Consider the following 25452-nt stretch of genomic DNA (forward strand, 5'->3'; position numbering starts at 1 on the left):
CGGGCGCGCGGCCAGGGGCATCAGGGTTGTCCCCGAGGACGCCCCCGGTCCGGCTCTCGGGGTCGATTTCAGGGTCTGCCCAGGGTCGTACCGGCTGCCCGCACGCCGCGCGCCCCGTCACCATGGAGCCATGACCCCGCCGCCCGCCGGAGCCACCGGTGCCCCGCCCGCCCCCGAGCCGCCCGTCGAGGAGCGGCCCCCCGGCTTCCGCCGCGACCGGCGCCACCGCAAGATCGGCGGCGTCTGCGCGGGGCTCGGCCTCCACTACGGCCTCGACCCGCTGATCTTCCGCATCTGCCTCGTCGTCCTCTCCGCGACCGGCGGCATCGGCCTCCTCTTCTACGGCTTCGCGTGGCTGCTGGTGCCGTACGAGGGCGAGGAGGAGAACGAGGCGCGCCGGCTGCTCTCCGGGCGGGTCGACGGGCCCGCGCTCACCGCTGTCCTCTTCGCCCTGGTCGGCTGCGGGCTGCTGCTCTCGGTCATCAACAACGGCAAGCTCCTCTGGTTCGCCGTGCTGCTGGGGCTGCTGCTCGCCGGGGCCGCCCGCTGGTCCAGGGCCCGGCCGGAGCAGGGGGAGAGCGCGCCGGAGGGCATGCCGCCCGAGCCGAAGGCGCCGCCGGTCCCGGACGGGCCCGAGTCCTGGTGGCGCGGCCCGATCCTCAAGGACGGCACCCACGAAGGCTCCACCGGCTACCTCTGGGGCCCGGCCGCCCTCGGCGACGACACCGGCGGCGCCACCAGCACCCGGGCCCGCACCCCCGGCCGCCGCCCGGCCGACACCCTGTCCGGACGCCCGCGCCGCCCCCGCTCCCTGGGCTTCCTCACCTTCCTGCTGGCCGGGGCGGCGGGCACCCTCACCGCCCTCGCCGACTGGGACACCCAGCCGCTCGGGCCCGCCCTCCAGACCGGCCTGGCCGTCGCCCTCGGCGTCCTCGGCCTGGGCATCGCGGTCAGTGCCTTCCTCGGCCGGACCGGGCTGGGCACGGTCTTCCTCGCCGTCCTCACCGCCGTCGCCCTGGCCGGCGCCGCCAACCTCCCCGCCGACGCCACCACCGGCTGGTCCTCGCTGACCTGGCGCCCCGCCGACACGGCCGCCCTCCGCCCCGACTACCGCATCGGCACCGGCGACGCCACCCTCGACCTCAGCGAGGTCACCGTCCCGAAGGGCGAACGCGCCTCGGTCCGGGCCCGCGTCGCCACCGGCCACCTGCGCGTCCTGCTCCCCCGCACCACCACGGTCGACCTCCGCGCCGACTCCGGCGTCGGCACCGTCCACCTCCCCGGGGACCGGACCGACGGCTTCACCGTCGGCAACGACGTCACCCGCAAGGCCACCTACCGCGCCCCGGAAGGCGGCCTCCTCACCGTCCACGTCGAAACAGGCTTCGGCCTGACGGAGGTCATCCGTGCTACGCCATGAGCCCCAGCCCGGCCGCCTCCTCGCCGGCCTCGTCCTGATCACCGCAGCGGTCCTGTACACCGGCGACGCGTTGTCGGCCTGGTCGATCCCGTGGTGGGTCCTGTTCCCGCTGGTCTGCGGGGGGTTGTGGCTGGCGGCAGCGGTGGGGGTGTTCGGCCACCTGCTCCGCAGGCGGCGCCGCCGCAGGACGGGCGAAGAGGTCAAGGGGTGCTGACGTGCCGATGATTCCGGATCTCCCGACTGACCTCGTACGCCTTGCTCCGGTCGCCGTACGCCAACGCCTCCTCCCGCTCACTGGCCAGGGCGGTGCAGACCTTGCAGTGGGCGGCACGGGTGCCTTCGAGCAGCCAGGGGTCGATGGGGAGTTCCACCGAGGGTGACGGGTAGGTGCGGGGTTCCGTCATGGCGAGGCCCTTCTTCTGGTCGGGGAACCAGCTCCGTCTGATTCCCGAAATCCGCTTCGTGCGGGCTTCATCGTCGTCCGCCGCCGCCTGCCGTCGCGACGACATCGAAGGCGTCGAACCGGCGTCATACGAAGGGCGTCAAAGAGGCGTCATCATCGCCCTCCTGGCCCTATCGTGAGCCCATGACAGAGAGCGTGCAGCAGGCCCCGAACGATGTTCTCCGCGCCGTCCGCATCGGCTTACGCATGTCGCAGGACGACCTGGCGAAGGCGTTGCGGCAGGCCGGGAACGAACTGCGGGAGCCCAACGACGCCAGCAAGCGGCTCGTCCAGCGGTGGGAGTCCGGCGTGAGCCGAGCACCTCGCCCCGTGTACGCCCGAGCCCTGGAGAAGGTCACCGGGCGACCCCTGGAGTCCCTCGGGTTCGCCCTTCCCGTACCCAAGGCCAGGGTGCACGGGGACGGTTCTGGAGGACATGGCATGGACGCGGGAGCACCCGGCGTCGCGGGAGCCGAGAGGGACAGCCGGGCCTCGACGCGAACAGCCGAGGAGAACCACTCCGGAATCTGGCTCTCCCGCTACGAGTTCTTCTCCTCCAGCCGCGAGCAGTCCTTCACCGCCGCCCATCACGTGGTCCTGCTCCAGCACGGGAACCGCCTCACAGCCCAGAGCCTCAGCGGCGCCTCCACCAACCCGGGCTCCCCGCTCTCCCTGGACCTGACCGTCGACCGCAACGTGGCCACCGGAACCTGGACCGAGCAGACCGCCCCCGACGGCTACTACCAGGGCGCCCGCTACCACGGCGCCATACAGCTCCTCGTCGAGCCCACCGGCCGTCGCATGGCCGGGAAGTGGGTCGGATTCGGCAAGGATTTCGACGTCAACACCGGTCCGTGGGAGCTGCGGCTCCTGGACACCTCGACAGCGAAGGCGACGCTGGAGCGGTACAGCCGGGTGCCCGACCAGCAGGGGCGATGACCCGCACCGAGTACTACGACGACCCCCAAGCCCCCCAGCCCAACAGCCTGGTCGTCGCCGCCTCCGCCGTCGTCACCGACGATCAGGGCCGCGTCCTGATGCAGCGCCGGGCGGACTCGGGGCTCTGGGCCCTGCCCGGCGGCGGCATGGAGCTGTCCGACACCCTCCCCGGAACCGCCGTCCGCGAGGTCAAGGAGGAGACCGGCCTCGACGTGGAGATCACCGGCCTCGTCGGCACGTACACCGACCCGCGTCACGTCATCGCGTACCCGGACGGAGAGGTACGCCGCCAGTTCAACGTCTGCTTCCGGGCCCGCCTCGTGGGCGGCACCCTGACCGTCTCGGACGAGTCGCTGGCGCTGCGGTGGGTGACCCCCGCCGACCTGGACGCGCTGGAGATGCACCCGACACAGCGGCTGCGGCTGAGCCACTTCCTGGAAGGGCGGGACGCGCCCTACCTGGGGTGACTCAGTCCCCCACCCCCAACCCCATGTCCAGCCCCCTCCGGCGTCGCAGTCGCAGTGCGTTGTCCGCCGAGAAGTGTTCCGCGCCGGCCAGGATCAGGGGGAGCCAGGCCATCAGGTAGGCCAGGTCGTTGCCGTAGTAGTACGGGGTGGCCGACCAGCTGACGGTGAGCCACAGGACGAGGGAGATGAGGGCGCCGCCGGTGGCGGCGACGCGGGCCCAGAGGCCGAGCAGGGTGGCGAGGCCGACGAGGAGTTCGCCGATGGCCAGGGCGTAGCCGAAGGCGGTGGGGCTGTGCTGGGCGAGGTCGATGAGGAAGGGGGCGCCGGCGGTGGGGCGGACGTTGTCGAGGAGTTCGCCGAGGGAGCCGGGGCCGGAGGCGGAGAGGAAGGCGGAGTCGGTGAGTTTGTCGAGGCCGGCGTAGGTGAAGGTGATGCCGAGGAAGACGCGCAGCGGCAGCAGGGCGTACCGGCGCAGGGTGGCGCGGACGCCGCGCCGGGGGCCGAGGCCCCCGGGCTGTTCGAGCAGGGTTCCGTGGGCCATGGCTGGTCGGCCGCCTTTCAGGTCGCAGCGGGGTGCGGGGGTCGTCGGCGCCCCTGCCCGTTCCGGGCTCCGACCATACGTACCCGCGTGGCGGACGGGGAGTCAGCGGCCCCCGGCGACGCGGAGGACGGCGCCCGTGGTGTACGAGGCGTCGGCCGTAAGGAGCCAGGAGACGGCGGCGGCGATCTCCTCGGGCTGGCCCGCGCGGCCCAGCGGAATCCCCGGCGCCTGCTTGGCGGGCCGCTCGGGATCGGCGTGGAACTCGGTCCAGATGACGCCGGGGGCCACGCAGTTGACGCGGATGCCGTCCTCGGCGACCTCCTTGGCGAGGCCGACGGTGAGGGTGTCGACGGCGGCCTTGGCGGCGGCGTAGTGGACGTACTCGCCGGGGCTGCCGAGGGTGGCGGCGGCGGACGAGATGTTGACGAGGGCGCCGCCGCCGGAGGCGGCCAGGTCGCGGACGGCGCGGCGGGCGCAGAGGAGGTAGCCGAGGACGTTGACGTCCAGGGCGCGGGAGAGTCCGGCCGGGTCGGCGTCGGCGAGGCGGCCGACGGGGCCGCTCATCCCGGCGTTGTTGACCAGGCCGGTGACGGTGCCGAGGGTGGCGGCCTCGTCGAAGAGGGCGTCCACGGAGGCGGCGTCGGCGGTGTCCACGGCGACGGCGAGCGCGCGGCGCCCGGCGGCGCGGACCCGCTCGGCGACGGCCTCGGCGGCGGCCCGGTCGGAGCGGTAGCCGACGACGAGATCGTGGCCGTCGGCGGCGAGGCGGGCGCAGACGGCGGCGCCGATGCCCCGGCTGCCGCCGGTCACCACGGTCAGGGGCTGCCGGCTGCTCGTACCGGTTGTGGTCGTCATCGTGGGAGACCTCCGCGTCGCACGCTCCCCCGCCGGGCGCGGAGGGCCGCCCTCACCGTAACGGCCGCCGGCGAGCGGTCAGTCGCCGACCTCGATGGTCACCTTGTTGGTCTCCACGCCCGCCGCCGAGACCAGCTGCACCTCGGCCTTGCCGGGCTCGACCTCGACCGGGACCGGGACGATCAGCGTGGTGTCGGAGGGGTTGGTGAAGCCGCCGGGCACCGGCACCAGCGGGACGTGGACGTGGACGGCCCCTATGCGGACGACCATCCGCGCGAGCCGGTCCGGGGTGCGGGCGCTCGGCGGCAGGAATCCGGCGCCGCGGATCTCGATGTCGTCGCCGGTGCGGATCGGCCCGTCCAGGTCGCCGGCCTCGCGGGCGCGCACCACGGCGTGGATGACCGGCCGGGACCCCTCGGCGTACTTGCTTGCCAGGTAGGTCGCGGCGGAGACGAGGACGAGCAGCGCCAGGCCCCAGGGGAGGTCGGGCAGTTGGTCGGGGCGGCGGGCCAGGCGGACCAGCGCGTAGACCACGGCGACCGCGCTGACCAGGACGTACTGGGTGTCGGCGAAGTGGGCGCGGCCGTTGTCGTCGGTGAGCAGGTCGGCGGCGCGCGGCCGGGGCGCCTGCGCCTTCTGGAGCCGCTGCCCCTGGACGCGTACGGCGACCACGCGCCGGACCACGACGGCCACCGCGCAGGTCACGGCGAGCACGGTGACCAGCCCCGCGCCCCGGGCGAGGTCGAGCCCGGCGAGGAGCGTGTCGCGCTCCCCGTCACCGGAGGCGAAGGCGAGCCGCCCGGCCAGGACGAGGACGGCGTACGCGGTGAGCAGCACCCAGAACGCCGCGACCGCGCGGGAGGTGGAGAGCCGGTTGTCCTCGCCGATCACGGGGGCGAGGACGCCGCCGCGCCGCCCGTGGAGGTGGGCGGCGCCGGTGAGCAGCCCGCCGCCGAGGAGGGCGGCGAGCAGTCCGGCCGTACGGGCGGCGGTCCACCCGGCGGTGAAGGCGGTGGCGACCTGGCCGAGGAAGAGCGCGGCGACCGTGCCCCAGACGACGTACACGGTGCGCCGCCACAGCAGCACGTACCACCCCTCGGCCTCGGCCCGGGCGCGGGCGCCGACCTCGCGGGCCGCCTGCGTCAGCTCGTCGGAGATCCACTGGCGGGAGGCTCCGGCCGAGTACGAGACGGCGGCGGGCAGCCCCTCGCCCGCCGCCAGCGCGTCGCGCCGGGCCCGGAAGGCGGCCTGCGCCTCCCGGTGGGCGGCCCGGGTGCCGCGCGGGCAGACCGGGCACGTGCAGGTGTGCGGGTGCGGGGCGTCGGCCTGCTCCGCCTCATCGGCCGGCTCCCCGGGCGCGGGCTTGTCGTCGGGGGCTCCGGCCTGGTGCGGTACGGGCGGCGGGGCCTCGTCCGTGGGGTGGCCCGGGGCGGGCGTCACGCCGGCCCCGCTGGTGTCGTCCGCCGTGTTACCGGCCTCTCGCCCCGCCACGGTCCATGCCCGCCTTCCCCGTCGTCCACGCTGGTCCCGGTGCCGTACGGCACCCTCGGCGCGCGCCGGTCCCGGGCCCGTACAGGGCCCCGCCAACTTCCGCGCGGTGACTGCAAATTGTGCCGTATGGGCGGGGTCCGGGGCACATCAGGGGCGCGCAGGGACCTCCCGGGCACGCACACACCCACAAGCACGCCGCTGACCTGCGACGAAGCGAGCGCCGGGATCCCAGCCCGGCCGGCGCTTGAGGCCACACCTTCCAGCCCGGCCGGCGCTTGAGGCCACACCTTCCAGCCCGGCCGGCGCTTGAGGCCATCAGTGACGCGCGCCCCCACGGCGCGCACGCACATCCGGCAACGAGGGGTACCCCCGGAAACGCCAGATGCCGCCGCACCCCCGGCAAGGGGACACAACGGCACCCGGCGTCAACCCTGAGCCGTCAGGCTCACTCCCACTCGATGGTCCCCGGCGGCTTGCTCGTCACATCGAGCACGACCCGGTTGACCTCGGCCACCTCGTTGGTGATCCGGGTGGAGATCCGCGCCAGCACGTCGTACGGCATCCGCGTCCAGTCGGCCGTCATGGCGTCCTCGGAGGAGACGGGCCGCAGCACGATCGGGTGACCGTAGGTCCGCCCGTCGCCCTGGACGCCGACCGAGCGCACGTCGGCGAGGAGCACGACGGGGCACTGCCAGATGTCGCGGTCGAGCCCGGCCGCGGTCAGCTCCTCGCGGGCGATGGCGTCGGCGTCGCGCAGCAGGTCGAGCCGGTCCTTGGTGACCTCGCCGACGATGCGGATGCCGAGGCCGGGCCCGGGGAAGGGCTGGCGCTGGACGATCTCCTCGGGCAGGCCCAGCTCCTGGCCGACCATGCGGACCTCGTCCTTGAACAGCATGCGCAGCGGCTCGACGAGCTCGAACTCGATGTCGTCGGGGAGGCCACCCACGTTGTGGTGGGACTTGATGTTGGCGGTGCCGGTGCCGCCGCCGGACTCGACCACGTCCGGGTAGAGGGTGCCCTGGACCAGGAAGGCGACGTCCTCGCCCTCACCGGCGGCCTCGGCGACGATCTCGGCCTGCGCCTGCTCGAAGACGCGGATGAACTCCCGGCCGATGATCTTGCGCTTCTGCTCGGGGTCGCTGACCCCGGCGAGCGCGGTCAGGAAGCGCTCCTCGGCGTCGACCACCTTGAGCTGGACGCCGGTGGCGGCGACGAAGTCCTTCTCGACCTGCTCGGTCTCGCCCTTGCGCATCAGGCCGTGGTCGACGTAGACGCAGGTCAGCTGGGTGCCGATGGCCTTCTGGACGAGAGCCGCGGCGACCGCGGAGTCCACACCGCCGGAGAGGCCGCAGATGGCGCGCTTGGTGCCGACCCGGGCGCGGATCTCGGCGACCTGCTCCTCGATGACGTTGCCCATGGTCCAGGTCGGGGAGAGCCCCGCGCCCCGGTACAGGAAGTGCTCCAGCACCTGCTGGCCGTGGGTGGAGTGCATCACCTCGGGGTGGTACTGGACGCCGTAGAGCTTCTTCTCGTCGTTCTCGAAGGCGGCGACCGGGACCACGGCGGTGGAGGCGGTCACGGCGAAGCCCTCGGGCGCGGCCGAGCAGGCGTCGCCGTGGGACATCCACACCGACTGCTCGTCGGGGGTGCCCTCGAAGAGCGTGGAGCCGGACTTGGAGACGGTCAGCTCGGTACGGCCGTACTCGCGGGCGCCGCTGTTGTCGACGGTGCCGCCGAGGGTCTGCGCCATCAGCTGGAAGCCGTAGCACATGCCGAAGACCGGGACTCCGGCCTCGAAGAGCGCGCGGTCCAGGGTGGGGGCGTGCTCCGCGTACACCGAGGAGGGGCCGCCGGAGAGGATGATGGCCGCCGGGTTCTTGGCGAGCATCTCCGAGACGGGCATCGTGCTGGGCACGATCTCGCTGTAGACGCGGGCCTCACGGACGCGGCGGGCGATGAGCTGGGCGTACTGCGCGCCGAAGTCGACGACCAGGACGGTCTCGGCTGCGGCGGGCGACGCGGGGGACGCTGAGGGCACTGCGGCGGCCTTCCGGCGGGTGATCGGGTGATTCATGGGCTGATCACAGGGGGTGGATGTCCACTGATTCTAACGGGGCCCCGGTCCGCTTCATTCCGTCTCGTCCCCGCGGAGGAACGCGCTCCGCGCCGGGTCCGGCGGCCGCGTCGGCCAGTTCGGGCGCGGGCCGCCCCGGGCGTGTGGGCCGTCTCACCATCCGGCCGGGTTGGCCCCGGGGCCGGGCGGCGGGTGCATACTGGCCTCGTGATCCAGCACCTGAGCTTCCTCTTTACCTATGGCACCCGGCCCGCCGGCTGCCATGGTCGTGCTGCTTGATCCACTGACAAGCGTGCGAGGGCGCCCCGGGCCGAACGGCCCGGGGCGCCTTCCGTTTCCCGGACCTCTCGCACCCGGTGCTCCCCGCCCGCCCCACACCGCCGGCCCCACCCGGACCGGCCCCGACGGAGCAGGAGCCCACCTCATGACCACCACCACGACCGCCACCACCGCCGCCACCGCCACTGACCGGCCCGCCGAACGCACCGGTGCCCGCACCCCCGAGGCGGCCGAGCTGATCGGCGGGGCGCGGGAGCGGATCGACGCGCTGGACGACCGGATCATCGGCCTGGTCCAGGAGCGGATCGCGGTCTCCGCCGTCATCCAGGAGGCGCGGATCTCCTCGGGCGGCCGCCGCGTCAACCTCTCGCGTGAGATGGAGGTCCTCAGCCACTACCGGGACGCCCTCGGCGCCCCCGGCACCTCGCTCGCCATGACGCTGCTGGAGCTCTCCCGGGGCCGGGTCTGAGGGCGTGCGCCAGGGCCCCGCACCTGAGTTCGCATCGCTTCTCACCCGTACGGCGCGTGACCGCCGGGCGCCGGGCTTCGTTGGTCCCGGTGTCCGTGCCAGCCAGGGGCGGGCCAGCAAGAACCACGCGTGGCTTTCACTGGAGCGATGAGACGTGCGGCGCCTGTCCGCACGTCGTGGGACCTCGCTCCAGCGTGACCGGACGGCAGGGGACAGCGGTCCGGTCACCCCCTGAACGGCCGGCTCCGGGGACGCCCGGAACCGGTCGTCTCGGGCCCCGTCTCCCCGCGCGGGCCCGGCACCGCCTCACCCTCACCTCCGTACGACTTTCCGGCGCCGCTCCCCTCCCCCGGCGCCGCCGCCCGGCACCCTGGCGCCCGACGACGCCGTGCCGCATCGAAGGGCCCCGCCACGTCCAGGACGAGGACACGGCGGGGCCCTTCGCGCGTCCGGAGGCCGGAACTCCCCTTTCTCGCCGGCCCCATCGGCCCCGCCGGGCAATACGGGATCAAGGTGCGGCAACCAGGACACTGCCCGGGGCATGTGCCAGACCGCGTAAGAATTCTGTGAAGTTCCGTACAACCATTCGTGCGGGCGCACGGTCATCCATGCGAAACACCGGCCACTTCCGTGCTTTGTGCGGCGGGCGGCCGCCTTCACCTCCGTACCGCTCTCCAGGCGGTACGCCTACACACGAGGTCTGAATGAAGCTTCGCCGTGCCATGGCCGTCGCCGCAGCGACCGCCGTCATCAGCCCCGTCGCGCTGCTCGCGGCCCCCGCCGCCTTCGCGACGGACGGACAGCAGGACGGCCAGACCAGCGAGACCACCCCGGCGCCCACCGCGTCGGAGAGCGAGACGACGGCTCCCGAGGAGCCGGCCGAGCCGCCGACCACCGCCCCGGAGGAGAGCGAGCCGGCCCCGACCGACTCGGCTCCCGAGGAGGAGACCCCCGGCACCGAGGACCCGAGCGGCGAGCCCACCGAGGAGCCGACCGAGAGCAGCGAGCCGTCGCCGTCCCCGTCCGACGACGAGGACGACGAGGAGGGTCCCTGGGACTGCGTCGACGAGGACGGGAACGACCTGGCCTCCGACCTGACCGTCGCCGTCTCCGGCCTGCCCGGCCAGGTCCGCGCCGGCTCGACCCACGAGTTCAAGCTGAGCGCCGCCAACTCCGGCAAGAACACGCTGGAGTCGGTCGAGTGGGGCGCCGCCATCATGAACGACGACGACTTCTGGATGGAGGACGGTCTCCTCAGCCACGTCGACCTGGCGTTCTACGACCCCGAGTCGCAGCAGTGGATCTCCTTCTACAAGGAGGCCGGCATCGGTGTCGCCTTCGGTGAGACCACCCTCAAGGCCGGTCAGACCATCGACATCAAGCTGAAGATGACCCTCTCCAAGGACGCCCCGCTCGGCGAGGGCTACGCCATCGGCTTCGGCGGCTACCTGGACGAGGACGCCGACTGCTTCGCCAACGCCTACGCCGAGTACGGCTTCACTGTGATCGGCGCGAGCGCCACCCCGAAGCCGGGTGACGCCAAGGAGAACGAGGGCAAGAAGCCGCAGGGCGGCCTCAAGCCCATCGAGGAGAAGAAGACCCTGGAGCCGACCGGCCAGCTGGCCGAGACCGGCGCCGGTTCGATGCTGCCGGTCATCGGCCTCGTGGGCGGCGTGACCGTCCTCGCGGGCACCGGCGTCGTCTTCGCCGTCCGCCGTCGCGGCGGCGTCGGCACCGCCGCCTGATCCACCTCGCACGGTTCCGGCGACGTGCCGGGGCCGTGCGGGGGAAGGCGTGCACACAGCGGAGGACCTGCGCTCGGAGGGGGGCGCAGGTCCTTCGTCGTTTCCGGAACGGCCCGGACAGGCCCGGGAGTTACGCGCCCTCGCCCGGCCGGGCCGGCGCGTCGGCGGGCCGCTGCTTCGGCGGCATCGCGGGCATCCCGAGGAAGGGCAGGTCGAGCGCGGCGAACGCCTTGGCGGGGACCGCCGGGCGGACCGGCGCGACGGGCGCGATCCGCTCGTAGGGGTGGCCCTGGGCGGGGCGCGGGTCGGCCTCGCCCTTGTTGGGCCAGAGCGAGGCGGCGCGTTCGGCCTGGGCGGTGATGGTCAGCGAGGGGTTGACGCCGAGGTTGGCGGAGACCGCGGAGCCGTCGACCACGGTGATGCCGGGGTGGCCGTAGAGCCGGTGGTACGGGTCGATGACGCCCTCGTCGGCGGTGGCGCCGATGGGGCAGCCGCCCAGGAAGTGGGCGGTGAGCGGGGTGCCCATCAGCTCGCCGATGTTGGAGCCGGCGAAGCCGTTGATCTCGGCGGCGATGGCGGTGGCGGCCTCCCCGGCCTCCTTGATCTGCGTCGGGTTGGGCGCGCCGTGGCCCTGGCGGGCGGTGAGCAGGCCCTTGCCGATCCCCTTCGGCTTGCGGTAGGTGGTCAGGGAGTTGTCCAGGGTCTGCATGACCAGGCCGATGATGGTCCGCTCCGACCAGCGGCGGTTGGAGAGCGAACGGACCACCAGCAGCGGGTGCTTGGCGCAGTTGGCGAGGAAGCCGGCGACGCGCGAGGAGTTCTCGGCGTACGGCACCTGGAGGATGGTGAGGCCGCCCATGGCGTTGGACTTCTTGCCGTAGCGGACCGGCTCGATGTGGGTGGAGTCGTTGGGGTGCACCGAGGAGGTGATGGCGACGCCCTTGGTGAAGTCGGCCTTCTCCGCGCCGTGCGCCTTGCGGTAGCGGCGGTCGGTGGTCTGCGCGCCGACCAGGCCCTCGGAGTTGGTGCGGGTGAGGGTGCCGAGCTTGTCGGAGAGGTGCGGGAGCAGCCCGGTGTCCTTCATCCGGTGCAGCAGCGTCTGGGTGCCGTAGGTGCCGGCGGCCAGCACGACGCGGCGGGCGGTGAAGGTGCGGCCGCGGCCCTTGCGCTTGGCGTTGGTGGGCAGGGTGCGGACGGCGAAGCCGCCGCGCGAGTCTTCGGTGACGGCGACCACGGAGGTCATCGGGTGGATGGTGGCCCCGGCCTTCTCGGCGAGATACAGGTAGTTCTCGTTGAGGGTGTTCTTGGCGCCGTGCCGGCAGCCCGTCATGCACTCGCCGCACTCGCTGCACGCCCGCCGCGAGGGCCCGGCCCCGCCGAAGTACGGGTCGGGGACCTCCTCGCCGGGCTTGGCGCGGCTCTCCCCCGTCGCGTCCTTGCCGTCGCCGAAGAAGACCCCGACGGGCGCCATGTGGAAGGTGTCGCCGACGCCCATCTTCTCGGCGGCCGCCTTGAGGTGGACGTCGGAGGGGGTGGTGGTCGGGTTGAGCCGCACGCCGAGCATCTTCTGCGCCTGTTCGTAGTACGGCTTCAGCTCGTCCTGCCAGTCGGTGATGGCGCCCCACTGGGGGTCGGTGAAGAAGGGCTTCGGCGGCACGTACAGGGTGTTGGCGTAGTTGAGGGAGCCGCCGCCGACGCCCGCGCCGGCCAGCACCATGACGTTGCCGAGCAGGTGGATGCGCTGGATGCCGAAGAGGCCCAGCGCCGGGGCCCACAGGTAGTTCTTCAGGTCCCAGGAGTTGCGCGGCAGGGTGGCGCGGGTGAAGCGGCGCCCGGCCTCCAGGACGCCGACGCGGTACCCCTTCTCGGTCAGCCGGAGCGCGGAGACGGCCCCGCCGAAGCCGGAGCCGACGATCAGCACGTCGTAGTCGTACCCTTCCCCGTCCGTCGGGGGCGCCGCCGCGGCGGGCTCGGGGGTGACGTCCCGGCTCTGGGCAGAGCTCTCCTGTGACATGGGCACTCCTCGGTTCGTACGGGCGCGGCCGGCCGGCGCGCGGGACCCCTCCGGCCGTCCCGTGCCGGGTCGCGGGTCCCCGCGTGCGGCGGGGTGGTGCGGGCGCCGGGCGGGTGGGCCGGCCCGGCGCCGGGGTGGATCAGCGCAGGCGGAAGAGCTTCATGGCGCGCAGGCTGCGGGTCATGAACTCGGCGTACTTGGCGTCGTCCATGCCGAACGACGGGGCCATCGGCAGCAGCCGCTGGTGGGCGACGGTCTGCGGCTCGGTGTACTTGAGGATGCCCTCGGACCCGTGCCGGCGCCCGATCCCGGACTCCTTCATGCCGCCCATCGGCGCCTGCACCGAGCCGTAGGCGGAGGCGTACGCCTCGTTGACGTTGACGGTGCCGGTGCGCAGGCGGGCGGCGATCGCCCGGCCGCGGCGGCCGTCCTTGGTCCAGACGCTGGAGTTGAGGCCGAACGAGGTGGCGTTGGCGCGGGTGATCGCCTCCTCCTCGTCGCGGAAGCGGTAGACGGAGACGACCGGGCCGAAGGTCTCGTCGTTGCAGACCGCCATGGCCTCCTCGACGCCGTCCAGGATGGTCGGCTCGAAGAAGTACGGGCCGATGTCCGGCCGGGGCTGCCCGCCGGCCAGGACCTTGGCGCCCTTGGCGACGGCCTCCTCGACGTGGCCGCGGACCGCCTCGAACTGGCGCTCACCGGCGAGTGAGCCCATGTCGGCGCCGTAGGCGAGGGAGTTGCCGAGCCGCATCGCCTTGGTGAGGGCGGTGAACCGCTCCAGGAAGGCGTCGGCGACCGACTCGTGGACCAGCAGCCGCTCGATGGAGATGCAGAGCTGCCCGGCGGAGGAGAAGCAGGCGCGGACGGCTCCGGCGGCGGCCTTCTCGATGTCGGCGTCCTCCAGCACCAGCATGGCGTTCTTGCCGCCCAGCTCCAGCGAGCAGCCGATCAGCCGGGCGGCGGCGCGCTGGGCGACGATCTTGCCGGTGATGGTGGAGCCGGTGAACGAGACGTAGTCGGCGTGCCGGACCACCTCGGTGCCGACGACCTGGCCCTCGCCGATGACCACCTGGAACACCTCGGCGGGCAGCCCCGCCTCGATGAGCAGGTCACGGCCCCACAGGGCGGTCAGCGCCGTCTCGGTGTCGGGCTTCATCACGACGGCGTTGCCGGAGACGAAGGCCGGGAGGGCGTCGCCGACGGAGAGTTCGAAGGGGTAGTTCCACGGCACGATCTGGCCGACGACCCCGCGCGGCTGGCGCAGCTCGGTGATCTTCGTCAGGACGGGGACGGCGCCGGTGTGCCGCTTGGGCCGCAGGTACGAGGGGGCCTTGCGGCCGTAGTGCCGGGCGGCCAGCGCGACCGCCTGCACCTCCTCGTGGGCGTGCAGCCGGGCCTTGCCGGTCTCCACCTGGATGAGGTCGAGCACCTCGGCCTGGCGGGCCAGCACCAGGTCGTGGAAGCGCAGCAGCACGGCGGCGCGGCGGGCGACCGGGGTGGCGGCCCACGCCTCCTGCGCTGCACGGGCCCGCTCGAAGGCGTCCGCGACGTCCTCGGGGGTCGACTCCGGCAGGTCGGCCAGCTTCTCGCCGGTGAACGGGGCGTGGTTGGCGGTCCGCCCGGAGCCCACCACGTCACGGGTGAGCTGCGCGACCACCTGGGGAGTCACCACGTCGGCCGCGGTGCGGGTCCCCTGGGGGGCCGGGGCGAGGGGGTTGGTGCCGGTGCGCGCACCGGTGGCCTGCGTCTCCGTCATGAGCGTGAGCGTACGGCCACCCAGCGCTTTTGGGTACCCGCCGGTAAGTACGTTTCACCCCGCCCTCACATCGCGCCAGCGGTCACTGGCACATATGCGCTGATCAGCGGCTTGGCACCGTCAGGAGGCGCGGCGAACTCGATCACGGGCATGTGCGGAATGCGACGGCGCGGGGGCGGGAGGCGCTCGCCCCCGCCCCCTGCCGGGCCCCGAACCGGCACTGCGCCCGTCCGCCGCGCCAGGGAATCACTTCTTCATCTTCAGGGCGCGTAGCAGCGACTGCGTCCTGCTCAGACCGGGTACGCCGTCGAGCTGCCGCTCACTCTCCGGGGTCACCCAGCCCAGCGACTTCCAGAACTCCAGGGCCTCCGGCGGGAAGAGCGACTGGAACTCGGTCGCGCTGATGGCCACCTCAGGCGCCTCGGCAGTGCTGTGTGGCTGCTCCATGACCCGGTGGTGCTGCCCGGTGTAAAGCTTGAGGACCTTCTCCACGAAGGCGGGACCCGAAATATCGGGGGCGAAACTCGGAAGGTCACCATCTATGACCTTGTCTCCGTACTTCTCCTTCAGGTCGGCAAAGTGTTTCGGAAGCTTCTCAAGTAGCTCACTCATGAATTCCGAGCCTGGGGCAAGGATGAAGTTGTTACCCAGAACACCCTTGCGGTATCGGCCCGTAGCCGCCTCCTCCAATTCTCCCTGCGTCGGGTCCTGATCCGGGTTCTTTCGGTCCAGTTCTTTGTTGACACTGCTCTTGTCGCGCAGCCGTGGGGCGAGAAGGGGAATCTCCTCGCTGCGCATCAGCACCTCGGGGGCCGCCGTGAGCTGTACGGAGCCGGGCGCCACGTCGATGTCCATGTACACACCGCCGTACTCCTTCATCACCGTGTAGCGAAGAATGTCGGAGGACAGGTTGTAGGCCTTCTTGGACTTGGCGCTCTTGTAGAGGTCGTAGTTCTCCTTCCTGCGCGCCTTGTCCTCGCCCGCCTTCTCCTTGACGAACTTGTCGCTGTCGGTTCGCAGCTTCAGATGGCCCCCGAAATCCTTCTCGAGGCTCTTGAACGCCGAGCTGTTCCCGTCGGTCCACAGGTTCAGCGTCCAGTCGCTCTCCTCGGCGTTCTCCTTCCACTCCTTCAGGTTGGCTACGGCGGATTCGCTCGGTTTGCTGCCCAGCCAGATGAAGTGCAGGTCCTTCGGCACCGGTACGCGTCGCGCCGACCGCGCCTTCTCCGCCCCGTTCCAGACCTGCTGCAGGGCGGCGGCCTGGGCGTCGGCCTTCCGGTCGTGCAAGCGCTGGAGCAGCAGCCGGTAGATGTCAGGCCGGTCCTCCTGCGCCAGATGGCGCACATAGGCGGTGAGTTGCTCCACGTCACCCGAGTGCAGCTCGTTGCGCAGGTGGTCGTGGAGTTGCAGGCTCTCTCCGCGCGCCGCCTCGGCTCCCTGCCGCTCTTCGGCACGCTCGTCCGTGGCGGCTGTTCCGCCGGGAGCCCGCTGCACCGCCGCCGTGATCCCGTCCTGACGCCCTGGTGCCGCTGCCTCCGCCGTCGCCACCCGTTGCACGGGACGGTCACCGCCCGCGGGCCGGTGCCGCCCGTCGTCGCACTTCTCTCCGTGCTGGTGTCCCGCGCCGGTCGCCTGCTGCCCTTCGGCGGAGACCCGCTGGACGGGCAGGGATCTGGACATGGCCTGGTCGGCCGCGGCGTCCGCGAACTGTTCACCCCGGTCGCGGGGGCTGGAGATGGACAGTCCGGCGCCGTTGTCCGTGCCGACGGCCGGTTCCGGGTCCAGGGTGTGGGCCAGCTCGTGGGCCCAGTCCTTCTTACTCATCGAACCGCCGTCGACGATGTGCCCGTCGACGGCGAACGCCCTGGCGTCGACCAGGCCGGCCGCCTTGCGGGCGACCACCCCGTCGTGCACCCGGACGCCGCCGAAGTCCGCGCCGTCGTAACGCGCTTCCATCTCCTGGCGCAGGGAGGGGTTCAGTGGGCGCGACGGCGACTGAAGGGCTTCGTTCACGGCTGCCCGCTGCACTTGCGCGGCATGGTCGGCGGCTTCTTGCGAGGGGCCGGCCGATGCCGCCTCCGGCTGAGAGGCGATCCGCTGAAGATGGGTCACCCAGTGCGAGTTCAGCCCGACGGCCCGACCCGCGCGGAATGGCCTCGCACCCTCTCGGCCGACCTGCTGGGCGTCTCTGTCGTGCGTGCGCACGCATGCCTCCATCGCGTCAAGTGCAGTTGCCGGTGTGCGAGTTCACGCTACAGCCCTGCCGCTGGGCGTGCCTCGCCGTCGCGTCGCGCCTCCCCGGAACCCGGGCTCGCCCCGGAAACGGGACGGAGCACCTTCACGGCGGCCGCGTTGCCCGCCGTCCGCTGCATCAGCGCGATACGTGCGACGACCCCGCTCTCCGGGGCAGACCGCTCCACCCCTGCGGCCGCGCTCCGCCCTTCCTCGGTGAGCCCGCGCGTGCCCGCTCTCGCGGCGTCCTCCTGCCCCTCGTTCATCCGTTCTCCTTTGTGGGAGAGGCTGCTCCTCTCCCACCATGCTCCACGGAGAGCGCCGTCGGCGACCGAGGACCGCGATGCGACGGCTCCGCCCGGGGGTCCCGCGGGCGGAGCGCGGTTCTCCTCGTACGCGTCCCCTGTCCCTACAGCTGCACGGTGAAGTTCTCCGTGATGGTGCGGAACAGCTCCTCGCCGTCGTCCAGGGCCTTGCCCGCGCCGGGCATACCCACGCGCAGCCGCCAGTAGACCTGGTCCTCGCCCGGGACGACGAGTTCGTGGTACCGGCGGCGCAGCGCGTCCTCGTCGTCCGCCTCGCCGTAGCGGTAGTGGTCGACGACGGTCTCGAAGGAGTCCCGGCGGCCCTGGTGCTCGACGGCGGTGGTCGTGACCTTGGCCTCCTCGATCTCGCTCTCGTCCGAGCCGCCGCGCTCGTAGTACCGCTTCCAGGCGGAGGCGGAGGGCGCGAGGGGCTTCTCGTCCAGGGAGGAGGTCTTCTCCTTGCGGTCGACCCGCTCGACGTAGACGAAGAAGACGCCGCTCGGGTCCTCGAAGCGGACGCTGGTGTCGTCGCTGTCGGAGGCGGACCGCTTGTACTCCTTGGGTACGCCGATGTCGGCGGCGACCGTCTCCGCCTCCGGCCGGGAGACCCAGTCCTCGGGCAGCCCGCCGCCGAACGGGTTGACCGCGATCAGCACCAGCACGAGGACGACCGCGACCAGACCGCCGAGCACCCCGTACTTCGCCTTCGGGCTGCGCTGCATGGCAGGCGGCAGCCACTGGCTGGTGCCCGGGCCCGAGCCCAGCAGCCGCGTGGCCGGGGCGGCGGCCGGCTGGGCGAGGGCGGTCAGGGCCTGGCGGACCTCGGCCGGGCCGGGGCGGAACGCCGGGTCCTTGCGCAGGAGCTGCATGATGACCTGGCCGAGCGCGCCGGAGGCCCGGGAGGGCGTGGCGGGGTCGGCCGACAGGACGGCCTGGAGGGTGGCCGGGGTGTGCGAGCGGCGGAACGGCGAGACGCCCTCGACGGCCGCGTACAGCACGACGCCGAGCGACCAGAGGTCGGAGGCCGGGCCCGGCTGCTGGCCCAGGACCCGCTCGGGCGCGATGAACTCCGGGGAGCCGACGAACGCGCCGGTCTCGGTCAGCCCCTGCTCGCCCTCGACCTGGGCGATGCCGAAGTCGGTGAGGACGACCCGGTCTCCCTTGCCGAGCAGCACGTTGTCCGGCTTGACGTCCCGGTGCAGGACCCCGGCCTCGTGGGCCGCCTCCAGCGCGCCGAGGACGGCGAGGCCGATCCTGGCCGCCTCGCGGGCGTCGAGGGTGCCGTCCTGGAGGCGGTCACCGAGCGACTGGCCGGTGACCAGCTCCATGACCACCCAGGGCCTGCCCTCCTCCACCACCACGTCGTGCACGGTGACGACGGCCGGATGCTCGATCCGGGCGGCGGCCCGCGCCTCGCGGTGCATCCGCTGGTACGCGTTCTCCCGCTCGGCCTCGCTCAACTGGTCGGGCAGCCGCGGTTCTTTGACGGCCACCGCCCGGTGCACCACCAGGTCGAAGCCACGCCAGACGGTCCCCATCCCGCCGTGCCCGAGCCGGTCGTCGAGCCGGTACCGCCCGCCGACCACCCGCCCGGCGCCCGGGTCGGCCGCCGGGGCCGCCGGAGTGGCGTACGGGTTGGGGCCGGCCGGCTCGGGCGGGCGCGGGGCCGGCGGGTAGCCGTACTGCCCGGCCGGGGAGGGCTCGCCCTGGCGGGGCGGGGGCGGCTGCTGCGGCGGGCGCAGGTCGTAGCTGGTGGGGTCGTTCTGCTGTCCCCCGTTGTTCGTCATGCCCACATCCTGTGGGAAGCGGCCGGTCCGAATCCACCGCGAAGGCGACTCGGTGTCCGCACCGTGACACGGCGCACCTCCCCGTGCCCGCCGCCTACTTCGGGGTGTAGCTCCCGGACGCCTGCTCGAACAGGCGGTCCACCTGGTCGCGTTCGGCGTCGGGGCCGCGCACCTGGACGACGTGGTAGCGGTTGCCGACCAGCATCGCGAGGTTGCGGACGTACAGCTCGGTGCCGCCGGCGGAGTCCCAGGTGAAGGTGCCCTCCGCCATCGACCGGCCGCCCACCTCGATCAGCCGCAGGTTCTGCGAGGTGGTCCAGGAGGAGGCGCGGTACGGGTCGAGTTCCCGCTCGTGCTCCAGCTGGTACTTGAGGAGGTCGTCGCCGTAGCGGCTGGTGGAGTCGCGGCCGGGGACGACGATCAGCTCGAAGGAGCCGTTGGTGTAGACGACCTGGCCCCGGCCGTTCCTGGGCTGGCGCTGCCAGCCCTTGGCGACGGCCACCTGGAAGCCCTCGGCGTCCTTGCGCAGGGTGAAGCCCTCGGCGACCTCGGGGGCGTTCGCGTCGGGGGGTGGCTCCTCGTCCTCCGTGGGCCCGGTCTGCCCCCCGTCGGGGGAGGTGCCCGCCTCGGGGGGCGCGGAGCCGGCGGGTGCCTCGCGGGTCTCGCTGGGGGCGGGCGGCGTGGCGGGGTCCGCACCGTCGCCCTCGCCCTCCTTGGGCAGGAAGAACACGGCGGCCACGATCACCACGGTCACCCCGCCGAGGATGCTCAGCAGCAGGGTCCGGCCCAGCGACTTCGGCTCGCCCCGCTCCTTGGGCGGCCGTCCCTGCCGGGGGGCGCGGCGGGCGCGGGGCGTGCTGTACGCGCGGTCGAGGTCGGCGCCGTCGCCGTACTCCGCCCGGGGCGGCGGGGGCACGGGGCGCTCCTCGCGGACGGGCGGCCTCGGCGCGGCGGCGCCCCTGCGCCGCCTGGTGCGGCGGCGGACGAGATCGCCCCGGCGGCGCTTCTCGGGGAGCTTGCGGGGCTCGTAGGGCGGGGCGGCGACGATGTCGCGCCCGGCGTCCGGCTCCGGCGCCGAACGCACCAGCGAACGCAACCAGCCACTCAGCTCCTCGAAGTCGGGCCGCTCGGTGGGGTCCTGGCGCAGCAGCGACTCCACGACCGGCCGCAGCGGGCCGCACTCCTCGGCGAAGGCGGGCGGCTCGGCGCAGACCATCTGGACCAGTTCGGCGACGCTCTCCTCCGGGTAGGGCGCGTGGCCCTGCACGGTGCGGAAGAGCAGCGCGCCCAGCGCCCACAGGTCGGCGGCGGGGCCGACCGGCGCGGCGAGCTGCCACCGGTCGTGCACGGGCCCGGCCTGCTCGGGCGCCCACCGTTCGGTGACGGCCCCGACCACGGTCATCCGCGCCTGCCGCGCCCGCTCGGCCTCCAGCGGGGTGTCAGGGCCGCCGCCCGTGGCGCGGGGCGCGGCCATGACCTCGTCCCAGCTGGCCGGCGCGGGCTTCTCCAGCTCCACCGCCGCCTGCTCGGGCACGTACGGGACGGCGGCGACGGGCAAGTTGTCCGGGCTGGGCAGGACGACGTGGTCGGCGTAGGGCGAGGGCGCCGCGTCGCCGGGGGCGAGCGCCTCGGGCTCCAGGCCGGGCGGCAGGGCGTAGGGGTCCCGGTGCGGGGTGCCGTACGGCTCGGGGTGGTCCTGGTAGGGCAGCCGGGGCCGGTCCTCCTCGCGGTCCTGCTCACCGGCGGCCGGGTCGCGGGGGCGCGGGGTGGCGCCGTGCCAGGACGGGGCCGCCTGCTCCCGCGCGCCGACGCCGTACGGGTCGGCTATCCGGCCGGGCACCCGCTCCTCGGGCTCCTCGGCGGCGGGCGCGGGCTGCTCGCCCAGCCGGCGCCGCTGCTCCTCGCCGAGCTGGGCGGCGGCCCGCGAGGTCCCGGCGCGGTACGCGGCGATGGCCCCGGCGCGGGCGGCGCGGGCCTCGGCGGCGGGGTCCGGGGCGTTCGCGGCGGGAAGTTCGGGCTGCGCGGGGAGTCCGGGCTGCGGAGCGGGGTCCGGCCGGGCGGGAGGAGTGGGCTCGGGCCCGTCCGGGGCGGGCTCCTCCTCGCCCTCGGGGGGCGGGACCGGGTCGTAGCCGCAGAGGGCCTCCTCGGCGGCGCCGGCGGCCAGCCCGGTGAGCATGACGCGGCCGTCCTCGCAGACCAGCACGGTGCGGGCGGTGATGTTGCGGTGGACCCAGCCGTGGGCGTGCAGCACCCGGAGCGCGGTGAGCACGTCGGCGGCGACCTCGGCGGCGCGGTACGGCGTCAGCGGCCGCTCGGCGAGCAGGGCGGCGAGCGGCCGGGCGGGCACGGCCTCGCTGACGATCCAGAGCGAGCCGTCCTCGGCGAAGACGTCGAAGACCTGGTCGAGCCGGGGGTGGTCGGGGATGCGGGCGGCGGCCTGGGCGGCCTCCATGGCGCGGCGGACGGCCGGGTCGGCGGGGCGGCGGGTGGCGCGGGCGCCGGGCGGGGCGGCCTGCGCGTAGTCGTGCGTACCGGCCTGTCCGTCGAGGACCTCGGCCTCGACCACCTCGGGCAGCAGCACCTGGCGGACCAGGACCTCCTGGCCGCTGTAGGAGTCGAAGGCGGGGGTCTCGGACAGCTCGAAGGCGCCCGCCGGGGGTAGCGGCAGGCGGTACCGGTCGGCGAGGACCCGTCCCGCGTACTCGTCCATCCCGTCCCCCTTCCCCGGCGGCCAAATCCGTTCGCACACACGCCCGTTGGTTCTACCCGCAGACGCCGCACCTCACGATACGTGGCGAGGCGGGCGCAGATGCGGCGATGGGCGATCCAGGGAACATCTGCCCGGGAAGTGCCGCCTCACTTCTTCGGCCGGAAGGTCTCCGTGAAGGTCCGCCAGGTGCCCTCGCGCAGTTCGCCGTGCCAGTCCGCGTCCTTGGCCGTGTACATCAGGCCGTACCCGAGGCTCTTGTTGACGACCAGGCCGCGGTCGATCGAGCGGTACTTCACGCCGCCGTCGACGTAGGTGAACTCCCAGTCGGCCGTGTTCCAGCCCCGGTAGTCGACCGCCTCGATCTGGATGCGCTCGTACTGCGCCCGGCGCATGTACTTCTCCTGCGCCTTCCAGTCCGCGACCGGGTCGTCCTTCGGCGTCCCCGTCCACCCGACCAGCAGCTTCTGCCCGTCGGGCCCGACGAACCGGGCCCCGGCCGCCCCGGTGGTGGTGTACTTCCACCCCTTCGGCAGCCCGATCCTGAACCCCTGGGAGTGTTCGTACGTGGTGTGGTCGAGGGTGTCGTCACCCGGCTCGCCGGGGTCGTGGCCGCTGCCCTCGCCGGCGTCGTCGCCCTTGCCCCCGTCACCGTCCTCGCCCTTGTCCCCGTCCGCGGAGCCCGTGCCGTCCTTGCCGTCGTCCTTGCCGTCGTCCTTGCCGCCGTCCTTCCCGCCGTCCTGCGCGGGGCCGTTGCCGCCGTCGGCCTTGTCCCCGCTCTCGCCGCCGGTGGCCCCGGCCGAGGCGTTCTTGTCGCCGCCCTTGGCCGCGTCGCCCCCGTCGCCGGAGTCGCCGCCCCGGGTGAGGACGAAGCCGAGCACGGCCGCGACCAGCAGCACGGCGACGCCCAGCGCCACCAGCAGCGAGCGCCGCGACACCACGTCGGTGAGCGAGGCCCGCGCCGCCGGCGGCCGCCCGCCCGCGGCGGTGGCCGTGGTGGGGGCCGCGGCGTGCGACACGGCGGCCGGGGGAACGGCCGGCGCGTCGTCGGACGCCTGCATCTTCGGCCAGAGCGCCGGGGACTTGGCCGCCCCCGCCGCACCCGCGGCGGCCGCCGCCTTCGGGGCCTTGGCCGCCTTCGGCGTCTTCTCCAGCTTCGGCCGGCTCTCCCGGGCGGCGCCGTCGGCCGGCTTCGGCAGCGGCACGACCTTGGTCGCGTCGGCGGCCTGGCCCGCGCCCGCCTCCTCACTGGCGATCACGTCACGCAGCAGGGCCCGCGCCCCCGCCTCGTCCAGCCGCTGCTCCGGGTCCTTGGCGAGCAGCCCGTAGATGACCTCGCTCAGCGGTCCCGCGTTCTTCGGCGGGTCCAGCGGCTCCGTCATCACCGCGGTGAGCGTCGCGATGGCCGACCCCTTGTCGTACGGCGGGATGCCCTCCACCGCCGCGTACAGCAGCCCGCCCAGCGACCACAGGTCGGCGGCCGGACCCGGCTTGTGCCCACGGGCCCGCTCCGGCGAGATGTACGAGGGGGCGCCGACCAGCATGCCGGTCGAGGTGATCGAGGGGTCGCCCTCCACCTGCGCGATACCGAAGTCGGTGAGCACCACCCGGCCGTCGTCACCCTCGATGAGCACGTTGGACGGCTTCACGTCCCGGTGCAGGATGCCCTCACGATGCGCGGCACGGAGCACCCCGAGGATGGCCAGCCCGACCTCGGCGGCACGCTTGGGGGTGAGCGTGCCGTCCTCCCGGATCACCTCGGCGAGGGACTTGCCCTCGATCAGCTCCATCACGATCCACGGCCGGTCGTCCTCGTCCACGACGTCGTAGACGGTGACCGCGCCGTTGCTGCGGATACGGGCGATGGCCTTCGCCTCGCGCAGGGTCCGCGTGATGAGCCGCCGCTTCTCCTCCTCGTCGATCGACGAGGGGAACCGCAGCTCCTTCACCGCGACGGTCCGCCCCAGCGTCTCGTCCTCGGCCCGCCACACCGTGCCCATACCGCCCCGGCCCAGCACACCACCCAGCCGGTACCGCCCGGCGAGCAGCCGGCCGCCGTCCTTGGCCCCGTCGTCCCGACGGCCCTTCTGCGACTGCTCCGCGTCCGTCATGCGTCCCCTCTGAACCCGCCCCGACAGAGCCACCATTGTCCCTCACGCGGGGAGCAGACTGCGCCTGGGGGATGGGGCCACTGTGCGGGGCATACGCCACACCGGGCAAGACGAGCAGGGCTCCAGCGGGGCCACCCGCCAACCGATATGACGACACATCATGGCCAGGTGGGGCGATACGGGCGCCAGTGGGGCCCGCCTTGACAGCCCACCGCTCCCCCTGGGCACACACCCTCCCCGGGCCCCTCGCCCCTTCGACCATCACCGCATCCGCCGGCACGACCGAGGGCACCCCACCCGCAGCCCTGCTTTCTGGAACAGGGCTCGAATACCTGCGCTCCCTCAAGAAGGACAACAGGACAAGGAGGGAGAGGTAGCAGGATCGGACTGCAGCGACAGCGGGCTCGCCTTCACCACGCCCACCGGACGGCTCCTCGGCCCGCCCAACCGCCCTGCCCAGCTTCCGCGGCTTCCACCGGGCGGCCTCCGCCCATCCGCTTCCGCGACCTACGGCATTTCACCGTCGCCCCGCCCCTGGAACAGTGCGTCGACCTCGCCGCCAACAAGGAACTGATCGACCACGCCCCACATCTGCATCACCGCCACCGTCGATGACCGAGTCAGCGCCCCGTCTACGGCAACACCCGGAAGGAGGCCCTGGCCAAGCTCACCGAGAAGATCGCCAACAGCAACCGCGGCCTTACCGTCCCTTCCGCGCAGGGCAGCGTGGCCGTGTACCTGACGTAGTGGCTGGAGAACGTCGCCGTCCACCACCTCCGCGAGAACACCCACACCCGCTACACCACCTGCGTCAGCCGCTACCTGATCCCCGGCCTGGGCATAAGAAGCTCACGAAGCTCACCGCCAAGGACATTCGCACCTGGCTCAACCAGCTCCGCACCACCTGCCAGTGCCGCACGCGCGGTATCGATGCCCGGCGTGATGAGCCCAGCTGCTGTGCCGCAGGCCAGTGCTGCCACAAGGTGCTCTCCCCGCTAACGCTCACCTACCTCCACTCCGTGCTCAAGTCCGCCCTGGGGCACGCCGTCCGCGAGGACGAAATCCCGCGCAACGTCGCCCGCAACGTCCGCACCGGCACCTCACGGCCCCGACGCTTCGAACCTCTCACCGCCGACGAAGCCCGCCAGTTCCTCTCGACTACGCGCGGACACCGGCTGCACGCATTGTTCGAACTCGCCCTCCACACCGGACTCCGCAAAGGCGAACTCCTCGGCCTGCACTGGGAAGACCTCGACCTCGACGCGGGCACCGCCGCCATCCGCCGCACACTCCAGCGCACCAGCACCGGCGGGCTTACCACGCTACCCACCAAAACGCGCGCCTCCGAGCGCCGCATTGCCCTCCCCACCCGCTGCGTCCAGTCGCTGAAGCTCCACCACGAACAGCAGGAGCGCGAGCGTGAGGCCGCGGGCGCCACGTGGCAGCACGACGGGCACGTGTTCACCACAGTGCAGGGCAGACCGATCGACCCGACCAACCTCACCCGCGCCTTCACCGCGTTCCTCCGCAAGGCCGGCCTCCGCCGCATCCGCTTCCACGACCTCAGGCACTCCACCGCCACCCTGCTCCTGGAGCAAGGCATCGAACTCGTCGTGATCAAGGAACTCCTCGGCCACGCCCACATCGGCGTCACCGCCACCGTCTACGCCCATGTCCGACTCCGCCTCCAGCGAGACGCCATCGACTCCCTCGGCCGCGCCCTCGACTATCCCTGACATACGTACGGCAACGGCGGCGGACACCCAGGTGTCCGCCGCCGTTGCCGTCAACTACTGCCGTCAACCCGGCCAGAAGCCC

Annotated in this window: 17 protein-coding genes and 1 pseudogene; 7 read left to right on the forward strand and 11 right to left on the reverse strand. The window is 73.2% G+C overall.

All coding sequences use genetic code 11. The features are described from left to right. The first annotated feature begins 130 nt into the window (after positions 1-130). The gene (locus tag IF45_RS0101085) at positions 131-1420 is read left to right on the forward strand and encodes a PspC domain-containing protein (RefSeq protein ID WP_030304906.1); all 1290 of its coding nucleotides are present in this window, start codon (positions 131-133) and stop codon (positions 1418-1420) included. Then, a complete protein-coding gene (locus tag IF45_RS0101090; protein WP_030304909.1) occupies positions 1407-1634 on the forward strand; it encodes a hypothetical protein in 228 nt (75 codons plus the stop codon). The genes IF45_RS0101085 and IF45_RS0101090 overlap by 14 nt, the downstream gene beginning before the upstream one ends. Here the strand turns inward: IF45_RS0101090 and IF45_RS0101095 are convergent. Then, on the reverse strand, positions 1621-1824 hold the full coding sequence (locus tag IF45_RS0101095; protein ID WP_030304911.1) for a hypothetical protein: 204 nt from the start codon (positions 1822-1824) through the stop codon (positions 1621-1623). The two genes, IF45_RS0101090 and IF45_RS0101095, sit on opposite strands and share 14 nt — an antisense overlap. A gap of 182 nt (positions 1825-2006) precedes the next feature. Here IF45_RS0101095 and IF45_RS0101100 point away from each other — a divergent pair, with 182 nt between their 5' ends. Then, the gene (locus IF45_RS0101100) at positions 2007-2801 is read left to right on the forward strand and encodes a helix-turn-helix domain-containing protein (RefSeq protein ID WP_030304913.1); all 795 of its coding nucleotides are present in this window, start codon (positions 2007-2009) and stop codon (positions 2799-2801) included. Next, a complete protein-coding gene (locus IF45_RS0101105; RefSeq protein WP_030304915.1) occupies positions 2798-3268 on the forward strand; it encodes an NUDIX domain-containing protein in 471 nt (156 codons plus the stop codon). Before IF45_RS0101100 ends, IF45_RS0101105 begins: the two co-directional genes overlap by 4 nt. A gap of 1 nt (position 3269) precedes the next feature. On the opposite strand, the gene IF45_RS0101110 is transcribed toward IF45_RS0101105, so the two are convergent. The 4 genes from IF45_RS0101110 to guaA form a co-directional block, all read right to left on the reverse strand. Beyond that, entirely contained in the window at positions 3270-3809 is a 540-nt protein-coding gene (locus IF45_RS0101110) for a DoxX family protein (protein WP_003948544.1), read from the reverse strand. A gap of 102 nt (positions 3810-3911) precedes the next feature. Further along, positions 3912-4664: an SDR family oxidoreductase gene (locus tag IF45_RS0101115; protein ID WP_003948545.1), complete on the reverse strand. Its 753-nt coding sequence runs from the start codon at positions 4662-4664 to the stop codon at positions 3912-3914. 78 nt (positions 4665-4742) lie between these two features. Beyond that, entirely contained in the window at positions 4743-6155 is a 1413-nt protein-coding gene (locus tag IF45_RS0101120) for a hypothetical protein (RefSeq protein ID WP_030304917.1), read from the reverse strand. A gap of 445 nt (positions 6156-6600) precedes the next feature. Beyond that, positions 6601-8193 carry a glutamine-hydrolyzing GMP synthase gene (guaA, locus tag IF45_RS0101125; RefSeq protein ID WP_003948547.1) on the reverse strand — a complete coding sequence of 531 codons (1593 nt, stop codon included), beginning with the start codon at positions 8191-8193 and terminating at the stop codon, positions 6601-6603. A 460-nt stretch (positions 8194-8653) separates the two neighbouring features. Here guaA and IF45_RS0101130 point away from each other — a divergent pair, with 460 nt between their 5' ends. Beyond that, positions 8654-8977: a chorismate mutase gene (locus tag IF45_RS0101130; protein ID WP_003948548.1), complete on the forward strand. Its 324-nt coding sequence runs from the start codon at positions 8654-8656 to the stop codon at positions 8975-8977. A gap of 704 nt (positions 8978-9681) precedes the next feature. Further along, positions 9682-10722: an RAD23 family protein gene (locus IF45_RS0101135; protein ID WP_234313014.1), complete on the forward strand. Its 1041-nt coding sequence runs from the start codon at positions 9682-9684 to the stop codon at positions 10720-10722. A gap of 130 nt (positions 10723-10852) precedes the next feature. Here the strand turns inward: IF45_RS0101135 and IF45_RS0101140 are convergent, their stop codons facing one another. From IF45_RS0101140 to IF45_RS0101170, 6 genes are all read right to left on the reverse strand, one after another. Continuing rightward, positions 10853-12736, reverse strand: coding sequence for a GMC family oxidoreductase (locus IF45_RS0101140; RefSeq protein ID WP_030304919.1), 1884 nt, complete (start codon positions 12734-12736; stop codon positions 10853-10855). Positions 12737-12875: 139 nt separating this feature from the next. Further along, positions 12876-14492, reverse strand: a complete 1617-nt coding sequence (locus IF45_RS0101145) for a succinic semialdehyde dehydrogenase (protein WP_030304921.1) — start codon at positions 14490-14492, stop codon at positions 12876-12878. Between the two features lie 246 nt (positions 14493-14738). After that, positions 14739-16697, reverse strand: a complete 1959-nt coding sequence (locus IF45_RS0101150; protein ID WP_030304923.1) for a TcdA/TcdB catalytic glycosyltransferase domain-containing protein — start codon at positions 16695-16697, stop codon at positions 14739-14741. Between the two features lie 436 nt (positions 16698-17133). Then, positions 17134-18816 carry a serine/threonine-protein kinase gene (locus IF45_RS0101160; RefSeq protein WP_030304926.1) on the reverse strand — a complete coding sequence of 561 codons (1683 nt, stop codon included), beginning with the start codon at positions 18814-18816 and terminating at the stop codon, positions 17134-17136. Between the two features lie 94 nt (positions 18817-18910). Beyond that, complete coding sequence (locus tag IF45_RS0101165) at positions 18911-21526, reverse strand: serine/threonine kinase C-terminal domain-containing protein (RefSeq protein ID WP_030304930.1); 2616 nt, start codon at positions 21524-21526, stop codon at positions 18911-18913. 146 nt (positions 21527-21672) lie between these two features. Beyond that, entirely contained in the window at positions 21673-23634 is a 1962-nt protein-coding gene (locus tag IF45_RS0101170) for a serine/threonine-protein kinase (RefSeq protein ID WP_030304932.1), read from the reverse strand. Between the two features lie 630 nt (positions 23635-24264). Between IF45_RS0101170 and IF45_RS31175 the strand changes: the two are divergent. After that, positions 24265-25370 (forward strand): annotated as a pseudogene (locus IF45_RS31175) (tyrosine-type recombinase/integrase); the annotation flags it as partial. Between the last annotated feature and the right edge of the window lie 82 nt (positions 25371-25452).

Source organism: Streptomyces albidoflavus (genome assembly GCF_000719955.1).
GTDB classification, from domain to species: Bacteria; Actinomycetota; Actinomycetes; order Streptomycetales; family Streptomycetaceae; genus Streptomyces; species Streptomyces albidoflavus.

Bases quoted from the DNA above. Each gene is read 5' to 3' on its own strand.
- IF45_RS0101100 (WP_030304913.1), top strand. From the start codon at position 2,007: ATGACAGAGAGCGTGCAGCAGGCCCCGAACGATGTTCTCCGCGCCGTC.
- IF45_RS0101095 (WP_030304911.1), bottom strand. From the start codon at position 1,824: ATGACGGAACCCCGCACCTACCCGTCACCCTCGGTGGAACTCCCCATC.
- IF45_RS0101105 (WP_030304915.1), top strand. From the start codon at position 2,798: ATGACCCGCACCGAGTACTACGACGACCCCCAAGCCCCCCAGCCCAAC.
- IF45_RS0101165 (WP_030304930.1), bottom strand. From the start codon at position 21,526: ATGGACGAGTACGCGGGACGGGTCCTCGCCGACCGGTACCGCCTGCCG.
- IF45_RS0101130 (WP_003948548.1), top strand. From the start codon at position 8,654: ATGACCACCACCACGACCGCCACCACCGCCGCCACCGCCACTGACCGG.
- IF45_RS0101160 (WP_030304926.1), bottom strand. From the start codon at position 18,816: ATGACGAACAACGGGGGACAGCAGAACGACCCCACCAGCTACGACCTG.
- IF45_RS0101115 (WP_003948545.1), bottom strand. From the start codon at position 4,664: ATGACGACCACAACCGGTACGAGCAGCCGGCAGCCCCTGACCGTGGTG.
- IF45_RS0101085 (WP_030304906.1), top strand. From the start codon at position 131: ATGACCCCGCCGCCCGCCGGAGCCACCGGTGCCCCGCCCGCCCCCGAG.
- IF45_RS0101135 (WP_234313014.1), top strand. From the start codon at position 9,682: ATGAAGCTTCGCCGTGCCATGGCCGTCGCCGCAGCGACCGCCGTCATC.
- IF45_RS0101110 (WP_003948544.1), bottom strand. From the start codon at position 3,809: ATGGCCCACGGAACCCTGCTCGAACAGCCCGGGGGCCTCGGCCCCCGG.
- IF45_RS0101170 (WP_030304932.1), bottom strand. From the start codon at position 23,634: ATGACGGACGCGGAGCAGTCGCAGAAGGGCCGTCGGGACGACGGGGCC.
- IF45_RS0101145 (WP_030304921.1), bottom strand. From the start codon at position 14,492: ATGACGGAGACGCAGGCCACCGGTGCGCGCACCGGCACCAACCCCCTC.
- IF45_RS0101140 (WP_030304919.1), bottom strand. From the start codon at position 12,736: ATGTCACAGGAGAGCTCTGCCCAGAGCCGGGACGTCACCCCCGAGCCC.